General features: G+C 60.4%; 4 protein-coding genes. 2 read left to right on the forward strand and 2 right to left on the reverse strand.

Features of this window, described 5'->3' with window-relative positions; all coding sequences use genetic code 11:
• Window positions 1-8: 8 nt before the first annotated feature.
• Both lapD and AC3ISI_RS00615 read left to right on the forward strand, forming a co-directional pair.
• Window positions 9-1,955 (forward strand): cyclic di-GMP receptor LapD, encoded by a 1,947-nt coding sequence (gene lapD / locus AC3ISI_RS00610; protein WP_489335007.1) that lies wholly within the window; start codon window positions 9-11, stop codon window positions 1,953-1,955.
• Window positions 1,956-2,419: 464 nt separating this feature from the next.
• Window positions 2,420-2,695, forward strand: coding sequence for a DUF6124 family protein (locus AC3ISI_RS00615; RefSeq protein WP_489335008.1), 276 nt, complete (start codon window positions 2,420-2,422; stop codon window positions 2,693-2,695).
• A gap of 164 nt (window positions 2,696-2,859) precedes the next feature.
• Here AC3ISI_RS00615 and AC3ISI_RS00620 read toward each other — a convergent pair whose 3' ends face one another.
• Both AC3ISI_RS00620 and AC3ISI_RS00625 read right to left on the reverse strand, forming a co-directional pair.
• Window positions 2,860-3,198 carry a tryptophan synthase subunit beta gene (locus AC3ISI_RS00620; RefSeq protein WP_489335009.1) on the reverse strand — a complete coding sequence of 113 codons (339 nt, stop codon included), beginning with the start codon at window positions 3,196-3,198 and terminating at the stop codon, window positions 2,860-2,862.
• A 148-nt stretch (window positions 3,199-3,346) separates the two neighbouring features.
• Entirely contained in the window at window positions 3,347-21,016 is a 17,670-nt protein-coding gene (locus AC3ISI_RS00625) for a retention module-containing protein (RefSeq protein WP_489335010.1), read from the reverse strand.
• Between the last annotated feature and the right edge of the window lie 268 nt (window positions 21,017-21,284).

Raw genomic sequence — 21,284 nt, forward strand, 5'->3', positions numbered from 1 at the left:
GCGCTCAGATGTCTTTGTTCAAACAGCTGTTGATCGCTATCTGTCTGTTCCTGGTGGTCGCCTTCACCGGCAGCTTCATGGTCAGTCTGGAAAGCTCGCGCACCCAGTACGTCAACCAGTTGCGCTCACACGCCCAAGACGCCGCGACGGCGCTGGCGCTGTCCCTGACGCCGAACATCGACGACCCGGCGATGGTCGAGCTGCTGGTCAGTTCGATTTTCGACAGCGGTTACTACTCAAGCATCCGCGTGGTCGACCTGAGCAATGACAACACCATCGTCGAGCGCAGCGCAATTCCAGCGGTCAACAACGTGCCAGACTGGTTCGTCAAAATGATTGGTCTTGAAGCCGCGGGTGGTGATGCGATTGTCAGTCGTGGTTGGGAGCAAGCGGCGCGGGTCGAGGTGGTCAGCCACCCGATGTTTGCGCTGGCCAAGCTGTGGCAGAGCGCGTTGGGCAGTCTCGGCTGGTTATTGGTTTGCGGCGCCGTGAGCGCGGTACTGGGGGCGCTGTTATTGCGTCGGCAGTTGAGGCCGCTGGATTACATGGTCAAGCAATCCCACGCCATCGCCCGCCGCGAATTTCTCAGCCTGCCGGAACTGCCGCGCACTCCCGAACTGCGTCGCGTGGTGCAGGCCATGAACCAGATGGTCGAGAAGCTCAAGGCGTTGTTCCAGGAACAGGCCGAACGCAGTGAAAAACTGCGGGTCGAGTCTTATCAGGACAACCTCACCGGGCTCGCCAATCGTCGTTATTTCGAAATGCAATTGAACGCCCGGGTGAGCAATCCGGAGCAAGCCAGTTCCGGTTATCTGCTGTTGTTGCGGGTCAAGGACCTGGCCGGTTTGAACCAACGGTTGGGTGGTCAGCGCACTGACCAGTTGTTGAAAGCGGTGGGCGAGCAGTTGTCCCGCGAGTGTGCCAAGTACCCGGAAACCCAGAACCTCGTCACGCGGATTCGCGGCGGTGAGTTCGCCGTGCTGGCGCCGGGGCTGGTGCGCGAAGAAGCATTGCATCTGGCGCAGAACCTCGACATTGCCTTGGCTAGTCTGCATGCAACGGGCGCCACCGACGTGGCCTCGGTGGCTTCGATCGGGCTGGCACCGTTTGTTCATGGCGACTCACCGCAGGCGGTGCTCGGGCTGGGCGACCAGGCGCTGGCTCAGGCCGAAAGCCAGGGCGAGCCGAGTTGGGCGTGCCTGGATCACAGTGCGTCGGCCAGCGTCGGCGATGACCATCATGCATGGAACAACTTGCTGGACCAAGCGTTGAGTCAGCGGCGGTTCCAGCTGTATTTCCAACCGGTCGTGGCCAGCCAGGACACGCAACTGGTGCTGCATTACAAAGTGCTGTCGCGCCTGGTCGACGAGCAGGGGCAGACCATTCCTGCCGGGCGCTTCCTGCCGTGGCTGGAGCGTTTTGGCTGGACCGCGCGGCTGGATCGGCTGATGCTGGAGTTGGTGCTTGAGCAGATGGCGGGCCACGAAGAATCGTTGGCGCTGAATCTGTCATCGGCGACGCTGGGGGATCCGCAGGCACTGAATAAAATTTTCGAGATTTTGCGCGCGAACTCCAATCTGGGGCCACGTCTAACATTGGAAATCGGCGAGGAGCAGCTGCCGGAGCAAGCGATGCTGGAAGAGCTGACGCGGCGTCTGCGAGAGCTCGGCTTCTCCCTGAGCTTGCAACGCTTTGGCGGGCGTTTCAGCATGATTGGCAACCTGGCGAGGCTGGGGCTGGCGTACCTGAAAATCGATGGCGGTTACATTCGGGCGATTGATCAAGAGAGCGATAAGCGCCTGTTCATCGAGGCGATCCAGCGCGCGGCGCACAGCATCGATTTGCCTCTGATTGCCGAGCGGGTCGAGACTGAAGGGGAGTTGTCGGTGATTCGCGAGATGGGGCTATATGGGGTTCAGGGGCAGTTGTTTGGTGAGCCCAAGCCTTGGCGGTGAGTCGGATGACGCCATCGTGGGCAAGCTCGCACAGTAGATCTTCAGTGAACACAGCCTGTGTGAACGACCAAACCCCCTGTAGGAGCCGAGCTTGCTCGCGATGGCGTCAGTGCAGTCACCGGAAAATCTGAAGGCAAATTCCTAGGAGATTTCCTTCGAGTTGCGTCGGTTTTGGTGAACTTGTTCCGGGTAAAGCGCAGGTCTAGTCTGGCCTTGTCACTGAATAATCAGTGACACGGACGTGCAAGTCCGGGTAGAAACCACATCCAAACACTGCCTCTGGCCGTTCAACAGGCATTTTTCATGCTTGTTGCGATCGCTTTATGGCGGCTGTGTGCGGGAGACCTTCGGGTCTGCCGAGGTTTAGGGCGTGGTTACTCGGTCTTGCACCCCGCACATAGCTGCCACCTTATTCGCGTGCAAGCGAACCGGGTCAGCCTCTTTGTAATCATTGAGACCACGCCATGTTCAAAGTAACCCCAAATCCGCCTTCTCCCCGCAGAGGCCGCCTCTTCACCGTCTCCCCCGACATCCCCACCGAAGCCCTCCTGGCCAACGCCTCCGAAGACCTGCGCTCCATCAGCGCCATCGCTGCCGACCTGGCTGACGATGTAGAAGGCTCACGCCGCTGCGTCGCGCTGGCGCTTAGCCGAATGGCCGACGGGGTTCATTTGATGGTGGAGCGGGCGCTGGATCATCTTGAGTTGCCAGAGTTGGCGGAGGGTTCAGTCAAGATTTAGCAGGATGGTTTTGTGGTGGGTTGAAGTCCGCCATCGCGAGCAGGCTCGCTCCCACAGGAGATCTTCAGTGAACACAGCTTGTGTGAACAACGAAGATTCAATGTGGGAGCGAGCCTGCTCCCGATGGCGTCAGTACGAACACCAAAAAAGGTGGGGAGTTAGAGTTAGATCAACCCCGTCTCTTCATCATCAATCAACTGGCTCAACCCGCCCAACGCTTCACGGGCCTGGTTGCGGTCCATCAGCTTGGCTTGTGCCGCAGGCGGCAGGTCGGTGACGCGGATCACGCCTTTGCTGGTCAGTACCTGGATCAAGTCGTCGAGTACCCGGATCATTTCCAGGTCGCTCTGCTTGAGCTGTTTGAGGCTGGTTTCCACTACTTCGTTGGCATACCAGGCCTGGATTTCATGGTGGTCGGCCGGCAGTGTTTCCGTGGCTTCGGCGTAGGCCGCGGCTTCCACGCGCACTAACTGGCCTTGCGCATCGCGTTGCACGTAAAACATTGAGCATCCCTCAGATATGAACCAGCGTCATGCTGTCAGCAGCATAGGCCAACTGAACGCGAGTATGCGGTGCGGCGACGAAATCGTCACCGTGGAGAAAGGCACAAACGTGACGGCCGCCCCAAAAGGGCGGCCGTTTTTCGTTTGATCAGCTGTTGTTGTGGTCAACCTTGATGGTCGGATCGCTACCGGCAATCAGGTTATGCAGGTTGGCGGTGGACCAGTTGTTACCTTCCAGCTTGATCGTCACATCCGCCTTGGCCGCAGCTGCGTCGGTGCTGTTGAACTTGCCGGCAGAGTTGACTTCCAGGGACGAAACGCCGCCTGCCGTGGTGATTTTCAGGAAGTTGTCGATGGTGCTGCCGGTCTCGCCCTGCAACAGATCGCGCAGGTCGATGCGGTCGCCTTCATTGGCATTGAAGTCCTTGATCACGTCGCTGCCGGTATCGCCTGCTTTCCAGACGAAGGTGTCGCCACCCAAGCCGCCGATCAGTGTGTCGTTGCCAGAGCCACCCATGAGGATGTCGTTACCGGCACCACCGTCCAGCAAGTCATTGCCAGTGCCGCCGAGCAGGATGTCGTTGCCGCTTTCGCCGTAGAGTTTATCGTCACCGCCCTGTCCGAAGATGATGTCGTTGCCAGCACCACCCAGCAGCATATCGCCACCATCGTGAGCGCCAGACACGTCGAACACGTTGTAGTGCTCAGTGATGAACTGGTGCACGTTGCTGGTGGTGACTTTGCTGACGTCCACGCCGGTTTGCTGGGCGACAAACGCCTGCATCGCCTGATAACCCTCGCCGGCAATGCCGTTGAAGCTGACCAGATCGCCGAACAGGATGTCATTGCCATCACCGCCATTGACCGTGTCGGAACCTGGCATTGTCGCTTCGGTATGACCGACGATCGAGTTGGCCAGGTCTTTCGGATCGATGTTGGTTTGCGGCGTATGGTTCGAGTCGTACGGGCTCAAGTCGGCTAGGGTGACGCCTTTGTTCAGGCCAATGGCTTCGACGTTGGACACATTGCTCAGCAGCGCAAAACTGGAAGTGGAGTTATCGACAATCGTCTGATCACTGCCGCTGCCTGTCAGGGAAGACAACTCGTAAGTACCGTCGCCCTGAGCGTGTATGGTTCCCAGGTCGCTGGATTTCCAGTTCTTGGAGCCGTTTAAGGTGTACAGCGTCACATCACCGGAACTGTCGATGCTCAGGGTATGAGTACTGTCGATAGTCTTGGAAAAGGTATCCCCCGGCTGGTAATTGCTGGTTTTCACCACGTCATCGAGCTTCACGTTGTCGTACAGCGTCGGGTTGGTCTGTTCGTTCTTCTGATAATAGTTCGGCTGGCCGTCAGTAATGAAGTACGTGAGGTTCTTCGCACCGGTGTTGGCCAAGGCGTCAGCGCTCTTGAACCAGTTGGCCGTGGTTTTGAACACGTCTTCGTAGTTGGTCACCCCACCGGACGACATCGAATCCAGAACAGTCTTGAGCGCGGCCAGTGCGCCCGGATCCTTCAAGTTGACCGACATCGACTTGTTGACCTGAGTATCGAAGTCCACCAGGAAGATGTTCACGGTGCCGGAACTACCGCCAATGCTCTGCTTGAGGGTGTTGAACACCGACGTCAGCGAGTCTCTGGCGGCGTCGACCGAGGTTTTGCTCATGCTGCTTGAGCTATCGACCATGAAGGCGATGTTGTAGTTGGTGCCCGGCACCACGGTCAGGCCGCCAATGTCGGCGATGACGATGTCGTTGCCGTCGGTGCCGGTGATGTTGTCAGCACCGGATGTTGCGGTTACGGCGTTGTAAACCGCCGGGTAAACCGTGACGGGAATCGTTGCGACGCTGGCCGCCGAACCACCACCGAGCGATTCGGTGGAGGTCGAGGTCACGGTCAGATTGAACTGGCCGTTGTAATACGCAGGCGGGGTCACAGTCAGGGAACTGAGGGTCCAGTCGGTGACATTGGCTTCGCCGGACGTCGCGGTGGCGGTGAAGGTGTGGCCAGCGCCGTCGGTGAGCACCGAGCCCGCCGGAATGCCGCTGATCTTCACGCTCAGGCTTTCGGAGCCGTCGACGTCTGTCCTTACGGTGGTGATTGCAGACAGATGAACGCTGGTGCCTTCGGCGCCCGTGTTGAGTTTGTAGCCGTCGTAGTAGCCTTCGCCATTGGTGCCATGCAGATCGGAAACAGTCACGCCGGAAGCGGCCAGATCCGCCACGCCGGTGTACAGCGGCACACCGGTGCTGCTCAGGTCGACCGCTGTACCGCCGTTGACCGACAGGTTGACGTCATAGCTGCCCGGACCACTTTGGTTGTGGTGGTAGATGTCGATGGTGTAGTAGCCACTGGTAGTCGGTACGAAGCCCGTCCCCGTGATCGCCCCGCCATTCCCCCACAACGCACTGGCCACGGTTTTGCCGCCAATGGTCACCAGCAGGCTGTCATCGCCGGTACCGCTGAAGCTGTAAGTCTTGCCGGCTTCGAGGTAAATCAGGCCGGAAGTTTTCGACGCTGTGCCGGCGGCAATATCGCCACTGGATTGCACGTTGCCGACGGTGCTGCTGGAGTTCGCTTTGCCGGCGGCATCGATCACCGATTTCAGCGTGTCAGTTGGCGCGCCGTTACCATTGGTGCCGAGTCCGGCCAGGCCGGTCCAGACTTCTTTGATCAAGCCCGTCGAGGTTACGGCGTTGCTGGCGACGTTCAACGTTGGTGCATCAGCCACCGGGGTGATGTCGATTTTTATTGTGCCGGTATTGCCCAGCAGTGCGCCGTCGGTTGGCTGGAACTGGATCTGTGCGTAATCCGCCTTTTGGTCGCCCATGCCGCTGGGGTTACCGTTGGCGCCAGACTCATTGGTGTCTGGCATGAAGCGTAACTTGCCCGCGTCGATGTCAGTCTTGGTGATGATCTGGTTAGGCGTCAGGTCGGTCCAGGTCGAGCCGTTCAGGTACTGCAACTTGCCGTCGCCCGGCAGGCCGGTGATTTTTACACCGAGGCTGGTGGCGGGGCTGTCGACATCGCTGACGCCGAAGGTCGACCAGCCGAGGATCAGCGGGGTGTCTTCGGTACCGGTGACGTTAACCGGTGCGGCGGTCGGTGCGTCGTTGACCGGGGTGACGCTGATATTCAGCGTGCTGGTGGAGCCGGTGTTGGTGGTGTAGGTGACGGTCGGCACGGCGCCGTTGTAGTTCTCCACCGGGGTGAAGGTGTAGGCGCCGTTGCTGGCGATGATCAGCGTGCCGACACCGGTAATGGTTGCCGTCTGGCCTGCCGTGAAGCTGCCGTTGACCCCATTCACGCTGAAGCTGGAAACGCTCAGTACATTATCGACATCGTGGTCGTTGGTCAGCACGTTGCCGGTGGCCGCGTGGTCTTCAGCGACAGTGTTGGTATCCGCAGTCAGCACGCTCGGGTCATCGACCGGGGTGATGCTGATGTTCAGGGTGCTGGTGGAACCGGTGTTGGTGGTGTAGGTGACGGTCGGCACGGCGCCGTTGTAGTTCTCCACCGGGGTGAAGGTGTAGTCGCCGTTGCTGGCGATGATCAGCGTGCCGACACCGGTAATGGTTGCGGTCTGGCCCGCCGTGAAGCTGCCGTTGACCCCATTCACACTGAAGCTGGAGACGCTCAGGACATTATCGACATCGTGGTCGTTGGTCAGCACATTGCCGGTGGCCGCGTGGTCTTCAGCGACAGTGTTGGTATCCGCGGTCAGCACGCTCGGGTCATCGACCGGGGTGACGCTGATATTCAGCGTGCTGGTGGAACCGGTGTTGGTGGTGTAGGTGACGGTCGGCACGGTGCCGTTGTAGTTCTCTACCGGGGTAAAGGTGTAGGCGCCGTTGCTGGCGATGATCAGCGTGCCGACACCGGTAATGGTTGCGGTCTGGCCCGCCGTGAAGCTGCCGTTGACCCCATTCACACTGAAGCTGGAGACGCTCAGGACATTATCGACATCGTGGTCGTTGGTCAGCACGTTGCCGGTGGCCGCGTGGTCTTCAGCGACAGTGTTGGTATCCGCGGTCAGCACGCTCGGGTCATCGACCGGGGTGACGCTGATATTCAGCGTGCTGGTGGAACCGGTGTTGGTGGTGTAGGTGACGGTCGGCACGGTGCCGTTGTAGTTCTCCACCGGGGTAAAGGTGTAGTCGCCGTTGGCACCGAGAGTGAGCGTGCCGACGTTTGCGATGGTCGCCGGGGCGCCAGCGGCGTACTCGGTACCGCCAACCGTGAACTTGGTTACGCTCAGGATGTTATCCACATCGTGGTCGTTGGTCAGTACGTTGCCGGTGGCCGCGTGGTCTTCCTCGACAGTCTTGGTGTCTGCGCCGAGGACGCTCGGGTCATCGACCGGGGTGACGCTGATATTCAGGGTGCTGGTGGAACCGGTGTTGGTGGTGTAGGTGACGGTCGGCACGGCGCCGTTGTAGTTCTCCACCGGGGTAAAGGTGTAGTCGCCGTTGGCACCGAGAGTGAGCGTGCCGACGTTTGCGATGGTCGCCGGGGCGCCAGCGGCGTACTCGGTACCGCCAACCGTGAATTTGGTTACGCTCAGGATGTTATCCACATCGTGGTCGTTGGTCAGTACGTTGCCGGTGGCAACGTGATCTTCTTCGACAGACTTGGTGTCTGCCGTCAACACGCTCGGGTCATCGACCGGGGTGACGCTGATATTCAGCGTGCTGGTGGAGCCGGTGTTGGTGGTGTAGGTGACGGTCGGCACGGTGCCGTTCCAGTTCTCCACCGGGGTGAAGGTGTAGTTGCCGTTGGCGTTGAGGGTCAGCGAGCCAACGTGCTCGATGTTGACGGTTCGGCCGGCGGTGAAGTTGTCATTTTTGCCGGCGACGGTAAAGGACGTCACGCTCAGGATGTTGTCGACATCGCTGTCATTGCCAAGCACGTTGCCAGTGGCCGCGTGGTCTTCCTCGACAGTCTTGGTGTCCGCGCCGAGGACGCTCGGGTCATCGACCGGGGTGACGCTGATATTCAGCGTGCTGGTGGAACCGGTGTTGGTGGTGTAGGTGACGGTCGGCACGGCGCCGTTCCAGTTCTCCACCGGGGTAAAGGTGTAGTCGCCGTTGGCACCGAGAGTGAGCGTGCCGACGTTTGCGATGGTCGCCGGGGCGCCAGCGGCGTACTCGGTACCGCCAACCGTGAATTTGGTTACGCTCAGGATGTTATCCACATCGTGGTCGTTGGTCAGTACGTTGCCGGTGGCAACGTGATCTTCTTCGACAGACTTGGTGTCTGCCGTCAACACGCTCGGGTCATCGACCGGGGTGACGCTGATATTCAGCGTGCTGGTGGAGCCGGTGTTGGTGGTGTAGGTGACGGTCGGCACGGTGCCGTTGTAGTTCTCCACCGGGGTAAAGGTGTAGTCGCCGTTGGCACCGAGAGTGAGCGTGCCGACGTTTGCGATGGTCGCCGGGGCGCCAGCGGCGTACTCGGTACCGCCAACCGTGAACTTGGTTACGCTCAGGATGTTATCCACATCGTGGTCGTTGGTCAGTACGTTGCCGGTGGCCGCGTGGTCTTCCTCGACAGTCTTGGTGTCTGCGCCGAGGACGCTCGGGTCATCGACCGGGGTGACGCTGATATTCAGCGTGCTGGTGGAGCCGGTGTTGGTGGTGTAGGTGACGGTCGGCACGGTGCCGTTGTAGTTCTCCACCGGGGTAAAGGTGTAGTCGCCGTTGGCACCGAGAGTGAGCGTGCCGACGTTTGCGATGGTCGCCGGGGCGCCAGCGGCGTACTCGGTACCGCCAACCGTGAACTTGGTTACGCTCAGGATGTTATCCACATCGTGGTCGTTGGTCAGTACGTTGCCGGTGGCCGCGTGGTCTTCCTCGACAGTCTTGGTGTCTGCGCCGAGGACGCTCGGGTCATCGACCGGGGTGACGCTGATATTCAGGGTGCTGGTGGAACCGGTGTTGGTGGTGTAGGTGACGGTCGGCACGGTGCCGTTCCAGTTCTCCACCGGGGTGAAGGTGTAGTTGCCGTTGGCGTTGAGGGTCAGCGAGCCAACGTGCTCGATGTTGACGGTTCGGCCGGCGGTGAAGTTGTCATTTTTGCCGGCGACGGTAAAGGACGTCACGCTCAGGATGTTGTCGACATCGCTGTCATTGCCAAGCACGTTGCCAGTGGCCGCGTGGTCTTCCTCGACAGTCTTGGTGTCCGCGCCGAGGACGCTCGGGTCATCGACCGGGGTGACGCTGATATTCAGCGTGCTGGTGGAACCGGTGTTGGTGGTGTAGGTGACGGTCGGCACGGCGCCGTTGTAGTTCTCCACCGGGGTAAAGGTGTAGTCGCCGTTGGCACCGAGAGTGAGCGTGCCGACGTTTGCGATGGTCGCCGGGGCGCCTGCGGCGTACTCGGTACCGCCAACCGTGAATTTGGTTACGCTCAGGATGTTATCCACATCGTGGTCGTTGGTCAGTACGTTGCCGGTGGCAACGTGATCTTCTTCGACAGACTTGGTGTCTGCCGTCAACACGCTCGGGTCATCGACCGGGGTGACGCTGATATTCAGCGTGCTGGTGGAGCCGGTGTTGGTGGTGTAGGTGACGGTCGGCACGGTGCCGTTGTAGTTCTCCACCGGGGTAAAGGTGTAGTTGCCGTTGGCACCGAGAGTCAACGTGCCGACGTTTGCGATGGTCGCCGGGGCGCCAGCGGCGTACTCGGTACCGCCAACCGTGAATTTGGTTACGCTCAGGATGTTATCCACATCGTGGTCGTTGGTCAGTACGTTGCCGGTGGCAACGTGATCTTCTTCGACAGACTTGGTGTCTGCCGTCAACACGCTCGGGTCATCGACCGGGGTGATGCTGATGTTCAGGGTGCTGGTGGAACCGGTGTTGGTGGTGTAGGTGACGGTCGGCACGGTGCCGTTCCAGTTCTCCACCGGGGTAAAGGTGTAGTCGCCGTTGGCACCGAGAGTCAACGTGCCGACGTTCGCGATGGTCGCCGGGGCGCCAGCGGTGTACTCGGTACCGCCAACCGTGAACTTGGCTACGCTCAGGACGTTATCCACATCGTGGTCGTTGGTCAGCACGTTGCCGGTGGCCGCGTGGTCTTCGTCGACGGTGATCTTGTCCGCCTGCAGCACGCTTGCGTCATCGACGGGAGTAACGTGCACCACCAGTGGCAGCGAGGTGCTGGCGCTTGGAGCATCGCCGTCTTTGGCGGTGGCGGTTACGGTCAGGGTGATGTCGCCATTGAAGTTCGTCGGCGGTGTCAGCTTGAGCGTGGACAGATTCCAACCTGTGAGGTCCACCGAGGTCGAGCCCTCGACAGCGTTGAAGGTGTGGGTGCCATCGGTGAGACTGGAACCCGTCGGAAAGTCGCCCAGTGTGATAGTAGTGAGTGTTTCCGAGCCATCGGCGTCGTTGGTGTGGGCCTGGATGGTCGACAACAGGATCGCGTTGTCTTCAAGGCCTGAGTTGAGCACCTGAGTGACGTTGATGTTGTCCAGCACGCCGCCCAGGCTGTTGCTGTCCCCGGCGCGGAACTCGAGCTTCTGATTGCCATCGGCAGTGACCGGAACGTCGAAGCTGTAGTGCTGCATGCCGGTGGTCGAGGTGTTCAGGGTGCCAATGAGTTTCTCGCCCCAGTACACATTGATGAGCGAGTTATCCACACCTGCACGCGGTGCATAGTCGAACGACACGTTATAGGTGGTGCCGCCCTTGGCATCGATCGTGGTGTAGAGGTTGCTCGCATCGCCAGCATTACGTTCCAGTTCGATGACCTGGTTATCGCCGCCGGCACCGTAGACGCTGGCCTTGCCGATTTCGACCATGCCACCGCTGTTGTCGGTGTGCCATGCGCCGTTGCCGAGCTTGCTGACATCAACGTCGCCATAGGCGCCGTTCAGCGCTACTTCCTGGAGGTCAGTCGAGACGACTATCCCTCCACCGGTCAGTGACAGGCTTGGAGTATCGGTTACGGGGGTGACGACGATTTCACCGGTCGCCGGAGACGCGGAAGGCATGCCTTCGTTGTCGGTCGCGTTGTAGGTGAACTGGGTGGTGCCACTCCAATCGGCGGTGGGTTTGAAGTACACCGTTGCGCCGTTGGCGGTTGCGGAGATCACACTGCTGGTGGTCAACGCAATGGTTCCGGCGGCGTCAGCGTAAAAACTGCCATGGGCTGGCAGGCTGGTCAGGCTGAAGTGGTCGACGCTGCCGTCGATGTCACTGCCACTGAGCTGCACGGCGATCAAATGATCTTCATCACCGCTGGCGGAAGTGGAATGGACAGTCGGTGCGTCGTTGACTGGCGTGACGGTGATGTTCAGCGTGCTGGTGGAACCAGTGTTAGTGGTGTAGGTAACGGTCGGCACGGTGCCGTTGTAGTTTTCCACCGGGGTAAAGGTGTAGGCGCCGTTGCTGGCGATGATCAGCGTTCCGACACCGGTAATGGTTGCGGTCTGGCCCGCCGTGAAGCTGCCGCTGACCCCATTCACGCTGAAGCTGGAGACGCTCAGGACGTTATCGACATCGTGGTCGTTGCTCAGCACGTTGCCGGTGGCCACGTGGTCTTCAGCGACAGTGTTGGTATCCAGGATCAGGACGCTCGGGTCATCGACCGGGGTGACGTGTACCACCAATGGCACCGAGGTGCTGGCGGGTGCAGCATTGCCGTCTTGGGCGGTGGCCGTTACGGTCAGGTTGATGTCGCCATTGAAGTTCGTCGGCGGTGTCAGCTTGAGCGTGGCCAGGTTCCAACCTGTGACGTCGGCTTCGCCGAAGGTCCCGGTGCCGGTCATGGTGAAAGTGTGGCCCGGCGCGCCATCGGTGAGTACCGAGCCTGCCGGGATGCCGCTGATTTTCACGCTCAGGCTTTCGGAACCGTCGGTGTCGGTCAGTGCCGCGTTGATCGCGGACAGCTGAATGCTGGTGTCTTCGGCACCTTCATTGAGTTTGTAGCCATCGTAGTAGCCTTCGCCATTGCTGCCGTGCAGGTCGGAAACTGTCACGCCGGAAGCGGCCAGATCCGCCACGCCGGTGTACAACGGCACGCCAGCGCTGCTCAGGTCGATCGCCGGGCTGCCGTTGACCGACAGGTTGACGTCGTAGTTGCCCGGGCCGTTCTGGTTGTGGTGGTAGATGTCCAGCGTGTAGTAGCCACTGGTGCTCGGGGTGAACGAACCGTTCAGGTTGGCCCCCGCGCCCCACGTCGTGGCTGCGACGTTCTTGCCACCAACGGTCACCAGCAGGCTGTCATCGCCGGTGCCGCTGAAGGTGTAGGTCTTGCCGGCTTCGAGGTAAATCAGACCGGAAGTTTTCGACGCGGTGCCTTGGGCTATGTCGCCATTGGATTGCACGTTGTCAACGATACTGCTGCTGCCGCTCGATTTATCGGCAGCATCGATCACCGATTTCAGCGTGTCGGTTGGCGCGCCGCTGCCGCTGGTGCCCAGGCCGGCCAGGCCGGTCCAGACTTCCTTGATCAAGCCCGTCGAGGTTACGTTGTTGTCGGCGATATTCAGCGTTGGCGTATCAGACACCGGCGTGATGTCGATTTTCAGCGTCGCTTCAGTGCCCTGGTTGAAACCGTCGGTAGGCTTGAACTTGATCTGGGCGTAATCCGCCGCCTTGTTGCCGATGCCCGAACCGCCGTAAGCGTCCACACCCGATTCGTTGAGGGCGGGGCGGAATGTCAGTTTGCCTGCGGCAATATCGGCCTGGCTGATGGTCTGGCCGATAGTGACTTGCACGCCGTTGAACAACAGGACGCCACCGACCGATTCCTGGCCCGGTGTCCGGGTCGTTACCTCGGTGATGGTGATGCCGAGCGGGCTGTCGTTATCGACGTCGGTGACCTTGAAGTCGTTCCAGCTCAGCGTGATGGTCGTATCTTCGACACCGGTGACAGCGCCGCCGGCGGCCACTGGGGCGTGGTCGTTGTCGATGATGGTGACGCTGGTCCCGTCGGAGCCGAGGACCAGGTGTTCGTAGTTGTGGGTACCCGTGACGCCCGTCAGTTGATTAACCACTGTCACCGGCTGGTTAACGTAGTGGTCGTCTGTAGTGGTCACCACGGTGCTGCCGCTGATTTGGTTGGCCGCGATGTTGACCTGGGTGCCATCGCTGAGAGTGAACGTCAGCGCACCGTGTTTATCGACCGGCAGGCCATCGGCGTTGGTCAGGGTCACGGTGTAGGTGATCTGGCCCCCTTCGGTGACGCTGGAGTTATCCACCGTCAGCTTGGCCACGACGTCGTTGGTGGTGTCGGAAATGACCACCGACGCCGGGTTACCAATCACCAGATTTTCCAGCGCAGTCCCACCGGAAGTTGCGCCGATGATGCCCAGCGCCACGGTGCCATGGTCTATGTAGACGTCATCGCCTTGCGGCGCCAGGGTGTGGACTTTTTCCGTTTCGCCCACGGCGAAGGTCACCGACTGGCCGTCGCTCAGCTTCACGGTCAGGGGAACATCCTGGGCCTTGTCGAGCTTGATGGTGAAGCTCGGCGCCTGGTTTTCCAGCACCGCGCCGTTGCCGACGATGGTGATGCCGACCTCGTCGCCGTGGTTGTCGATTGAGGTACCCGAACCTGCTTCGTCAGTAACAGTGGTGCTCAACGAATCATGAGTCAGGGTCAGTTGTTTGAAGTTTTCTGCACCGCTGACGCTTTCGATTTGGTTGACGATGGTCGGCTGTCCGCCAATCAGGATGTCGTCCGGGGCGGTGATGGTGAACGAGCCAGACGCTGCGTTGGCCGGCACTTTGATGAGGGTGCCGTCGGACAGCTTAAAGGTCAGCTCGTCGTGGCCGCTGATGGCGATGCCATCTTTGTTGGAAAGGGTCACGGTGTAAGTAATCTGGCCGCCTTCAGCCACGGTGGTTTTATCCACCGTGAGGGTCGCGACCACTTCGCTGATAGGGGCTGGCGGGTAAATTGTGACCGGGATCGTCGCGGTACTTGGCGCCGAACCGCCGAGGGTCTCGGTGGACGTCGAGGTCACGGTCAGGTTGAACTGGCCGGTGTAGTTTGCAGGCGGGGTCACTATCAAGGAACTGAGGTCCCAGCGGGTGACGTTGACTTCGCCGGAGTGCGCGGTCGCGGTGAAGCTGTGGCCTGCACCATCGCTGAGTACCGAGCCCGCCGGGATGCCGCTGATCTTCACGTGCAGACGTTCGGAGCCGTCGGTGTCGGTCAGTGCCGTGCTGATGGCGGACAGATGAACGCTGGTACCTTGCGCGCCTTCGTTGAGTTTGTAGCCGTCGTAATAACCTTCGCCATTGCTGCCGTGCAGGTCGGAAACCGTCACGCCTGCATGGGTAAGGTCGGCCACGCCGGTATAGATCGGCACGCCGGCGCTGCTCAGGTCGATCGCCGGGCTGCCGTTGACCGACAGGTTGACGTCGTAGTTGCCCGGGCCGTTCTGGTTGTGGTGGTAAATGTCCAGCGTGTAGTAGCCACTGGTGCTCGGGGTGAACGAACCGTTCAGGTTGGCCCCCGCGCCCCACGTCGTGGCTGCGACGTTCTTGCCACCAACGGTCACCAGCAGGCTGTCATCGCCAGTGCCGCTGAAGGTGTAAGTCTTGCCGGCTTCGAGGTAAATCAGGCCGGAGGTTTTCGATGCGGTGCCTTGGGCAATGTCGCCATTGGATTGCACGTTGCTGACGGTGCTGCTGCTGTTCGGTGTGCCGGCGGCATCGATCACCGATTTCAACGTGTCGGTTGGCGCGCCGCTGCCGCTGGTGCCCAAACCGGACAAGCCGGTCCAGACCTCTTTGATCAGGCCCGTCGACGTTACGTCGTTGCCGGCGACGTTCAGTGTTGGCGCATCCGCCACCGGGGTGATGTCGACTTTCAAGGTCGCTTCAGTGCCCTGATTGAAGCCGTCGGTAGGTTTGAACTGGATCTGCGCGTAATCCGCTGCCTTGTTACCAATGTCGGTTCCGCCATAACCGTCGGCACCCGATTCATTGGCAGCGGGCACAAATGTCAGTTTGCCCAGCGCGATGTCCGCCTGGCTGATGGTTTGGCCCAAGGTGACTTGCACGCCGTTGAACAGCAGGGTGCCACCGCCCGATACCTGGGTGATGGTAATGCCGAGCGGGCTGTCGTTATCGACATCGGTGACCTTGAAGTCGTTCCAGCTCAGGGTGATGGTCGTATCTTCGATACCAGTGACAGCGCCACCGGCGGCCACTGGCGCGTGGTCGTTGTCGATGACGGTGACGCTGGTCTTGTCGGTGCCCAGTACCAGGCTTTCGTAGTTGTGGGTACCCGAGACGCCAGTCAGTTGATTAACCACCGTCACCGGCTGGTTAACGTAGTGGTCGTCTGTAGTGGTCACCACGGTGCTGCCGCTGATTTGGTTGGCCGCGATGTTGATCTGGGTGCCATCGCTGAGGGTGAACGTCAGCGCACCGTGTTTATCGACCGGCAGGCCATCGGCGTTGGTCAGGGTCACGGTGTAGGTGATCTGGCCGCCTTCGGTGACGCTGGAGTGATCCACCGTCAGTTTGGCCACCACGTCGTTGAGGGTGTCGGTGATGTTCGTGGATACCAGAGACTTGTCCGGCACCAGGCTTTCAAATTTACCGCCGGTGACCTGATCGATGCTGGCGGTAACTTTGCCGGCGTCCAGGTACACGTCGTCTTTCGGTGCATCTACGCTGACGTGGCCGGTCATAGCATCTTTGAGGATGGTGATGATCGCGCCGTTGCTCAGCTTCACGGTCATGTCGCTGCCTGCGGCATTGGACAGGGTCGCGGTGTAGACGATTTGCGCGCCTTCGTGCACCGAATCGCTGGCGCTGAGGGTCAGGCTGGTGGTGTCGGCGGTGTCGGTCACTTTGGTGATGACGGCGGAGCGGTCAGTGTCGAGTTTTTCGAAGTTGCCACCGGTGCTGTCCGCGATTGCTGCACGCACGGTTGGTGCACCGGTGTAAACGTCATTCGGTACGGTGTACGGCGCCGAACCGCTGGACTCGCCGGCCTTGATGTTGATCACCAGGCCGTTGTTCAGCGTCACGGTCATCGCCGTGTCGGCCGGGTTGCTCAACGTGGCGGTGTAGGTGATCTGGCCGCCTTCACCGATGGTGCTCACGTCTGCGCTGAGCTTCAGCGTCGTGGTGTCGATGGTGTCATTGACTGTCGTTGTGTGCGTGGTTTTGCTGACGTCGAGTTTTTCGAAGTTACCGCCGTCGGTGCTGGCGATACCGACGGTGATTTTGCTGCCGTCCTTGTAGACGTCATCGGCTGGCGCCGGGATGGTGATGAAACCCGACTTGTCGCCAGCCTTGATCACGACGCTCTCGCCGTTGCTCAACTTGACCGTCATGTCAGTGCCGGCGGCATTGCTGAGGTTGACGGTATAGGTGATGGTGCCGCCCTCGACCACATAGTTGCTGGCGGTCATGGTCACCTTGGTGGTGTCCACGGTATCGCTGATGGCGGTCGAGGTCGGGGTTTTGTCGGCGATCAGGTTCTCGTAGTTACCACCGGCCACATCCTTGATGGCGTTGGTCAGTGGCTCGTGGCCGACCAGCACATCGTTCGGGGCTTTGACGGTGATCGAGGCACTGCTTTCGCCGACGGCGATGGTGATTTTTTCACCATTGGCCAAGGTGACGACCACATTCTGGCCAGTGACCGGTGCGGTCACGGACGCGGTGTAGACCACGTTGCCGCCTTCGGCTGCGGTCGACGATGCGGTCAGGCTGACCGTCGACGTATTGATCGTGTCAGTCACCTCAGTGACCGCCGCCGCAGGATTGGTTACCAGGTTTTCGAAGTTCCCGCCGCTCGCGTCCTTGATGGTCGCTTCAACTTTGCCGGCATCTTTGTAGACGTCATCGGCAGGCGCCTTGACGCTCACGGAGCCAACTGTGGCGCCGGCGGCAATGGTGATCACCGCGCCGTTCGACAGGTTCACGGTGACCGGGGTGCCGGCAGCATTGGTCAACGTTGCGGTGTAGACAATCGAACCGCCTTCAGCCACCGAATCTGTAGCGCTCAGGCTGATGGTGGTGGTGTCATTGACGTCGGTCACCGAAGTGACTGCTGGTGTTTGATCGGCCACCAGGTGTTCGTAGTTGCCACCCGTGGTGCCGTCGATTTTTACGCTCAGCGTAGCGCCGCCAGCCAGAGCGTCATTGGGGGCGGTGAAGTTCACATAGGCGCTGTTCTCGCCGACCGGAATGGTGATGGTCTGGCCGTTTGACAAGGTCACCACGACTGGCGAACCGGTCACTGGGGCATCGACGGATGCGGTGTAAACCACGGTGCCGCCTTCGACCGTGCTGGCTGTGGCAGTCAGGGACACGGTGCTGGTGTCGATGGTGTCGGTTACTTTGGTGACAGCTGGTGTCTTGTCGGCGACCAGGTCCTCGAAGTTGCCGCCGGTGGTCTTGGTGATATGGGCTTCCACCTTGCCAGCGTCTTTGTAGACGTCATCTGACGGTGCGGCGAAATTCACCGAACCGGTCAGAGCACCCTTGGCAATCTGGATCACCGCACCGTTATTCAGCGTCACGGTCATGGCGGTGCCAGCGGCATTGGTCAGCGTCGCGGTGTAGACGATCGAACCGCCTTCGGCAACCGAATGGGTGGCGCTCAGGCTCAGGCCGGTGGTGTCTGCCGTATCGGTGACGGTGGTGACCGCCGGCGAGTGATCGACAGCGACTTTTTCGAAGTTGCCACCGTTGTGGCCGGTGATCGTCGCCTGGACTTTGCCAGCGTCGATATACGGCGTGTCAGCCGGTGCCGCGAAGTCGACCGAACCGCTGTAAGCACCCTTGGCAATTTGGATCACCGCGCCGTTGCTCAACTGCACGGTCATGGCTGTGTCTGTCGGATTGCTCAAGGTGGCGGTGTAGGTGATCTGGCCACCTTCGCTGACGGTATGGCTGGCCGACAGAGACAGCGACGTCGCGTCGATGGTGTCCTTGACGTGGGTGGTCACGGATGCGTTGCTGACAACGAGTTTTTCGAAGTTGCCGCCGCTGGCGTCGGTCATCTTCACGGTGAGTTTGCCGGCGTCCTTATAGACGTCATCGGCAGGCGCCGCGATGGTCACCGAGCCAATGGTTTGACCCGCGGCAATGGTGATGGTCTCGCCGTTGCTCAGCTTGACGGTCACAGGGTTTTGCGCGGCGTTGGTCAGGGTCGCGGTGTAGGTGATATGCGAGCCTTCGAGTACCGACTTGTCGGCGCTGAGGGTCAGGTGGGTCTTGTCGGTCGAATCGGTGATCGTCGTCAGCGCCGGTGCGGTGCTCGGGGTCAATTGTTCGAAATTGCCGCCGGTGGTGCCGGTGATGGTGGTGCTGACGGTGCTGCCGTTCTGGTAGACGTCATTGGCCGGGGTGTCGACGATGACGCTGCCAGTGGTTTTGCCCGCCTCGATGGTAATGACCGAGCCATTGCTCAAGGTCACGGTCATCGGCGTGCCGGCCGGGTTGGTCAGGGTGGCGGTGTAAGTAATCTGGCCGCCTTCGACGACACTGCCGGTGGCGGTGAGACTCAGGCCAGTGTTGTCGACCGAATCGGTGATCGTCGTCAGCGCCGGTTCGGTGCTCGGGGTCAATTGTTCGAAATTGCCGCCGGTGGTGCCGGTGATGGTGGTGCTGACGGTGCTGCCGTTCTTGTAGACGTCATTGGCAGGTGTGTCGACGATGACGCTGCCGGTGGTTTTACCGGCGTCGATGGTAATGACCGAGCCATTGCTCAAGGTCACGGTCATCGGCGTGCCGGCCGGGTTGGTCAGGGTTGCCGTGTAGGTGATCTGACCACCTTCAACCACAGTCCCGGTCGCGGTGAGCGTCAGACCAGTGCTATCGACCGAATCGGTGATCGTCGTTAGCGCCGGTTCGGTGCTCGGGGTCAATTGTTCGAAATTGCCGCCGGTGGTGCCGGTGATGGTGGTGCTGACGGTGCTGCCGTTCTGGTAGACGTCATTGGCCGGGGTGTCGACGCTGACGCTGCCGGTGGTCTTGCCCGCTTCAATGGTAATGACCGAGCCATTGCTCAAGGTCACGGTCATCGGCGTGCCGGCCGGGTTGGTCAGGGTTGCCGTGTAGGTGATCTGACCACCTTCAACCACAGTCCCGGTCGCGGTGAGCGTCAGACCAGTGCTATCGACCGAATCGGTGATCGTCGTTAGCGCCGGTTCGGTGCTCGGGGTCAATTGTTCGAAATTGCCGCCGGTGGTGCCGGTGATGGTGGTGCTGACGGTGCTGCCGTTCTGGTAGACGTCATTGGCCGGGGTGTCGACGATGACGCTGCCAGTGGTTTTACCGGCGTCGATAGTAATGACCGAGCCATTGCTCAAGGTCACGGTCATCGGTGTGCCGGCCGGGTTGGTCAGGGTGGCGGTGTAAGTGATCTGGCCGCCTTCGACGACACTGCCAGTGGCGGAGAGGCTCAGCCCGGTGTTGTCGACCGAATCAGTGATGGTGGTCAGCGCCGGCTGGGTGCTCGGGGTCAACTGTTCAAAGTTGCCGCCGGTAGTGCCGGTGATGGTGGTACTGACGGTGCTGCCGTTGTTGTAGACGTCATTGTTTGCGGTGTCGACGCTGACGCTGCCGGTGGTCTTGCCCGCTTCAATGGTAATGACCGAGCCATTGCTCAAGGTCACGGTCATCGGTGTGCCGGCCGGGTTGGTCAGGGTGGCGGTGTAAGTGATCTGGCCGCCTTCGACAACGCTGCCGGTGGCGGTGAGACTCAGGCCAGTGTTGTCGACCGAATCAGTAATGGTGGTCACTGCTGGCGTAGTGTTTGGCACCAGATTTTCAAAGTTGCCGCCGGTGGCACCGGTAATGGTCGTGGTGACGGTGCTGCCGTTGTTATAGACATCGTTAGCGGCGGTCGGAACGTTAACGGTGCCGGTGGTGTTGCCCGCATCGATGGTAATGACCGAGCCATTGCTCAAGGTCACGGTCACCGGGGTCTGAGCCGGATTGGTCAGCGTCGCGGTGTACGTAATCACGCCGCCTTCGGTAACGCTGGCGCCGGCGGTCAGCGTTACCGTGGTGGTGTCGACTGTGTCGGTGACCTGAGTCACGGCCGGGGTCGTCGGCGGGGTGACGATGATACCGTTGCCGCCCGTGGTGCCGGTGACGGTCACATCGATTTGGGTCGGGTCGTTATAAACGGTGTCGTTCGGTGCCAACGGCACGCTGACGGTGCCGGTCAGTTGGCCGGCCTGGATCACGATCACCGAGCCGTTGGACAAGGTGATGTTCAGGTCCGTCAGCGGTGCCTGGGTCAGGGTCGCGGTGTAAACCAATACGCCGCCGGCTTCGGTGATGGTCGGCGTAGCGCTCAGGCTCAGGGTCGACTCCCGTTGCAGGTTCGGGTTGGTGTCGGCAGTTTGCCCGCCGAGAGTGTTCTGTGCCGCCAATGCAGTGGTGCCAAAGCCCGCTGTCGGGAAACCAACGGTCGCGTCCACCCGGCCAGCAGTTGCATCCAGCATCACGAAGCTGTGGCCGCCACCTGCCGCGCCGCCCGTGCCGGCAGCCGTAGGGCCGGCCGCGGTGGCTTCAAGGTCTTTGGTCGGGTCGGCGCCGGCAACGATGGCTTGCTGCAGTTCTTCAACCGATGGCGCAGCCTGTGCTGTGGCTTCTGCCAGGCCGCTGCTGGAATCCGGAGCGCTGCCGCTCCATTGGGTGTCGCGGCCCAGGTCCAGGGTCCGGCCGTCAGCCAGTTCGAGCGTGACGGCACCCGCCGCGCCAGTGTCTACCTGATCGCCGACCAGCAGCCGATCGCCTTCAACGAGTACACGACGGACGCCCTCTGGGGACACCGCGAAAACTTGACCGACAATGCTTTTGACGATGGCAACAACACTGCTCATTGAAGACTCTCCGGGTGATGCGTTCAGTTGACTTCCATAGACTTGGGGCACTTGCCCTGCTCAGTCAGGTCGTACTTTGTAAGCAGAGTAGACGCAAGTTTGACGCTATTATTCGTCAATAAATTGTCTATATTTTTCCGCTATTAACTATATGCCAAACTATTGACCTTGCAGTTGTCATCCTAAACACTCGCCCCAGTAATGTCACATTGATATTTAGGTAACGAGCTGTCTTGCCTAGCGTGGTCCAGCTCAAACTTTCTACTTT

The organism is Pseudomonas sp. GL_139_B, from assembly GCF_057834475.1.

Bases quoted from the DNA above. Each gene is read 5' to 3' on its own strand.
- lapD (WP_489335007.1), top strand. From the start codon at position 9: ATGTCTTTGTTCAAACAGCTGTTGATCGCTATCTGTCTGTTCCTGGTG.
- AC3ISI_RS00615 (WP_489335008.1), top strand. From the start codon at position 2,420: ATGTTCAAAGTAACCCCAAATCCGCCTTCTCCCCGCAGAGGCCGCCTC.
- AC3ISI_RS00625 (WP_489335010.1), bottom strand. From the start codon at position 21,016: ATGAGCAGTGTTGTTGCCATCGTCAAAAGCATTGTCGGTCAAGTTTTC.
- AC3ISI_RS00620 (WP_489335009.1), bottom strand. From the start codon at position 3,198: ATGTTTTACGTGCAACGCGATGCGCAAGGCCAGTTAGTGCGCGTGGAA.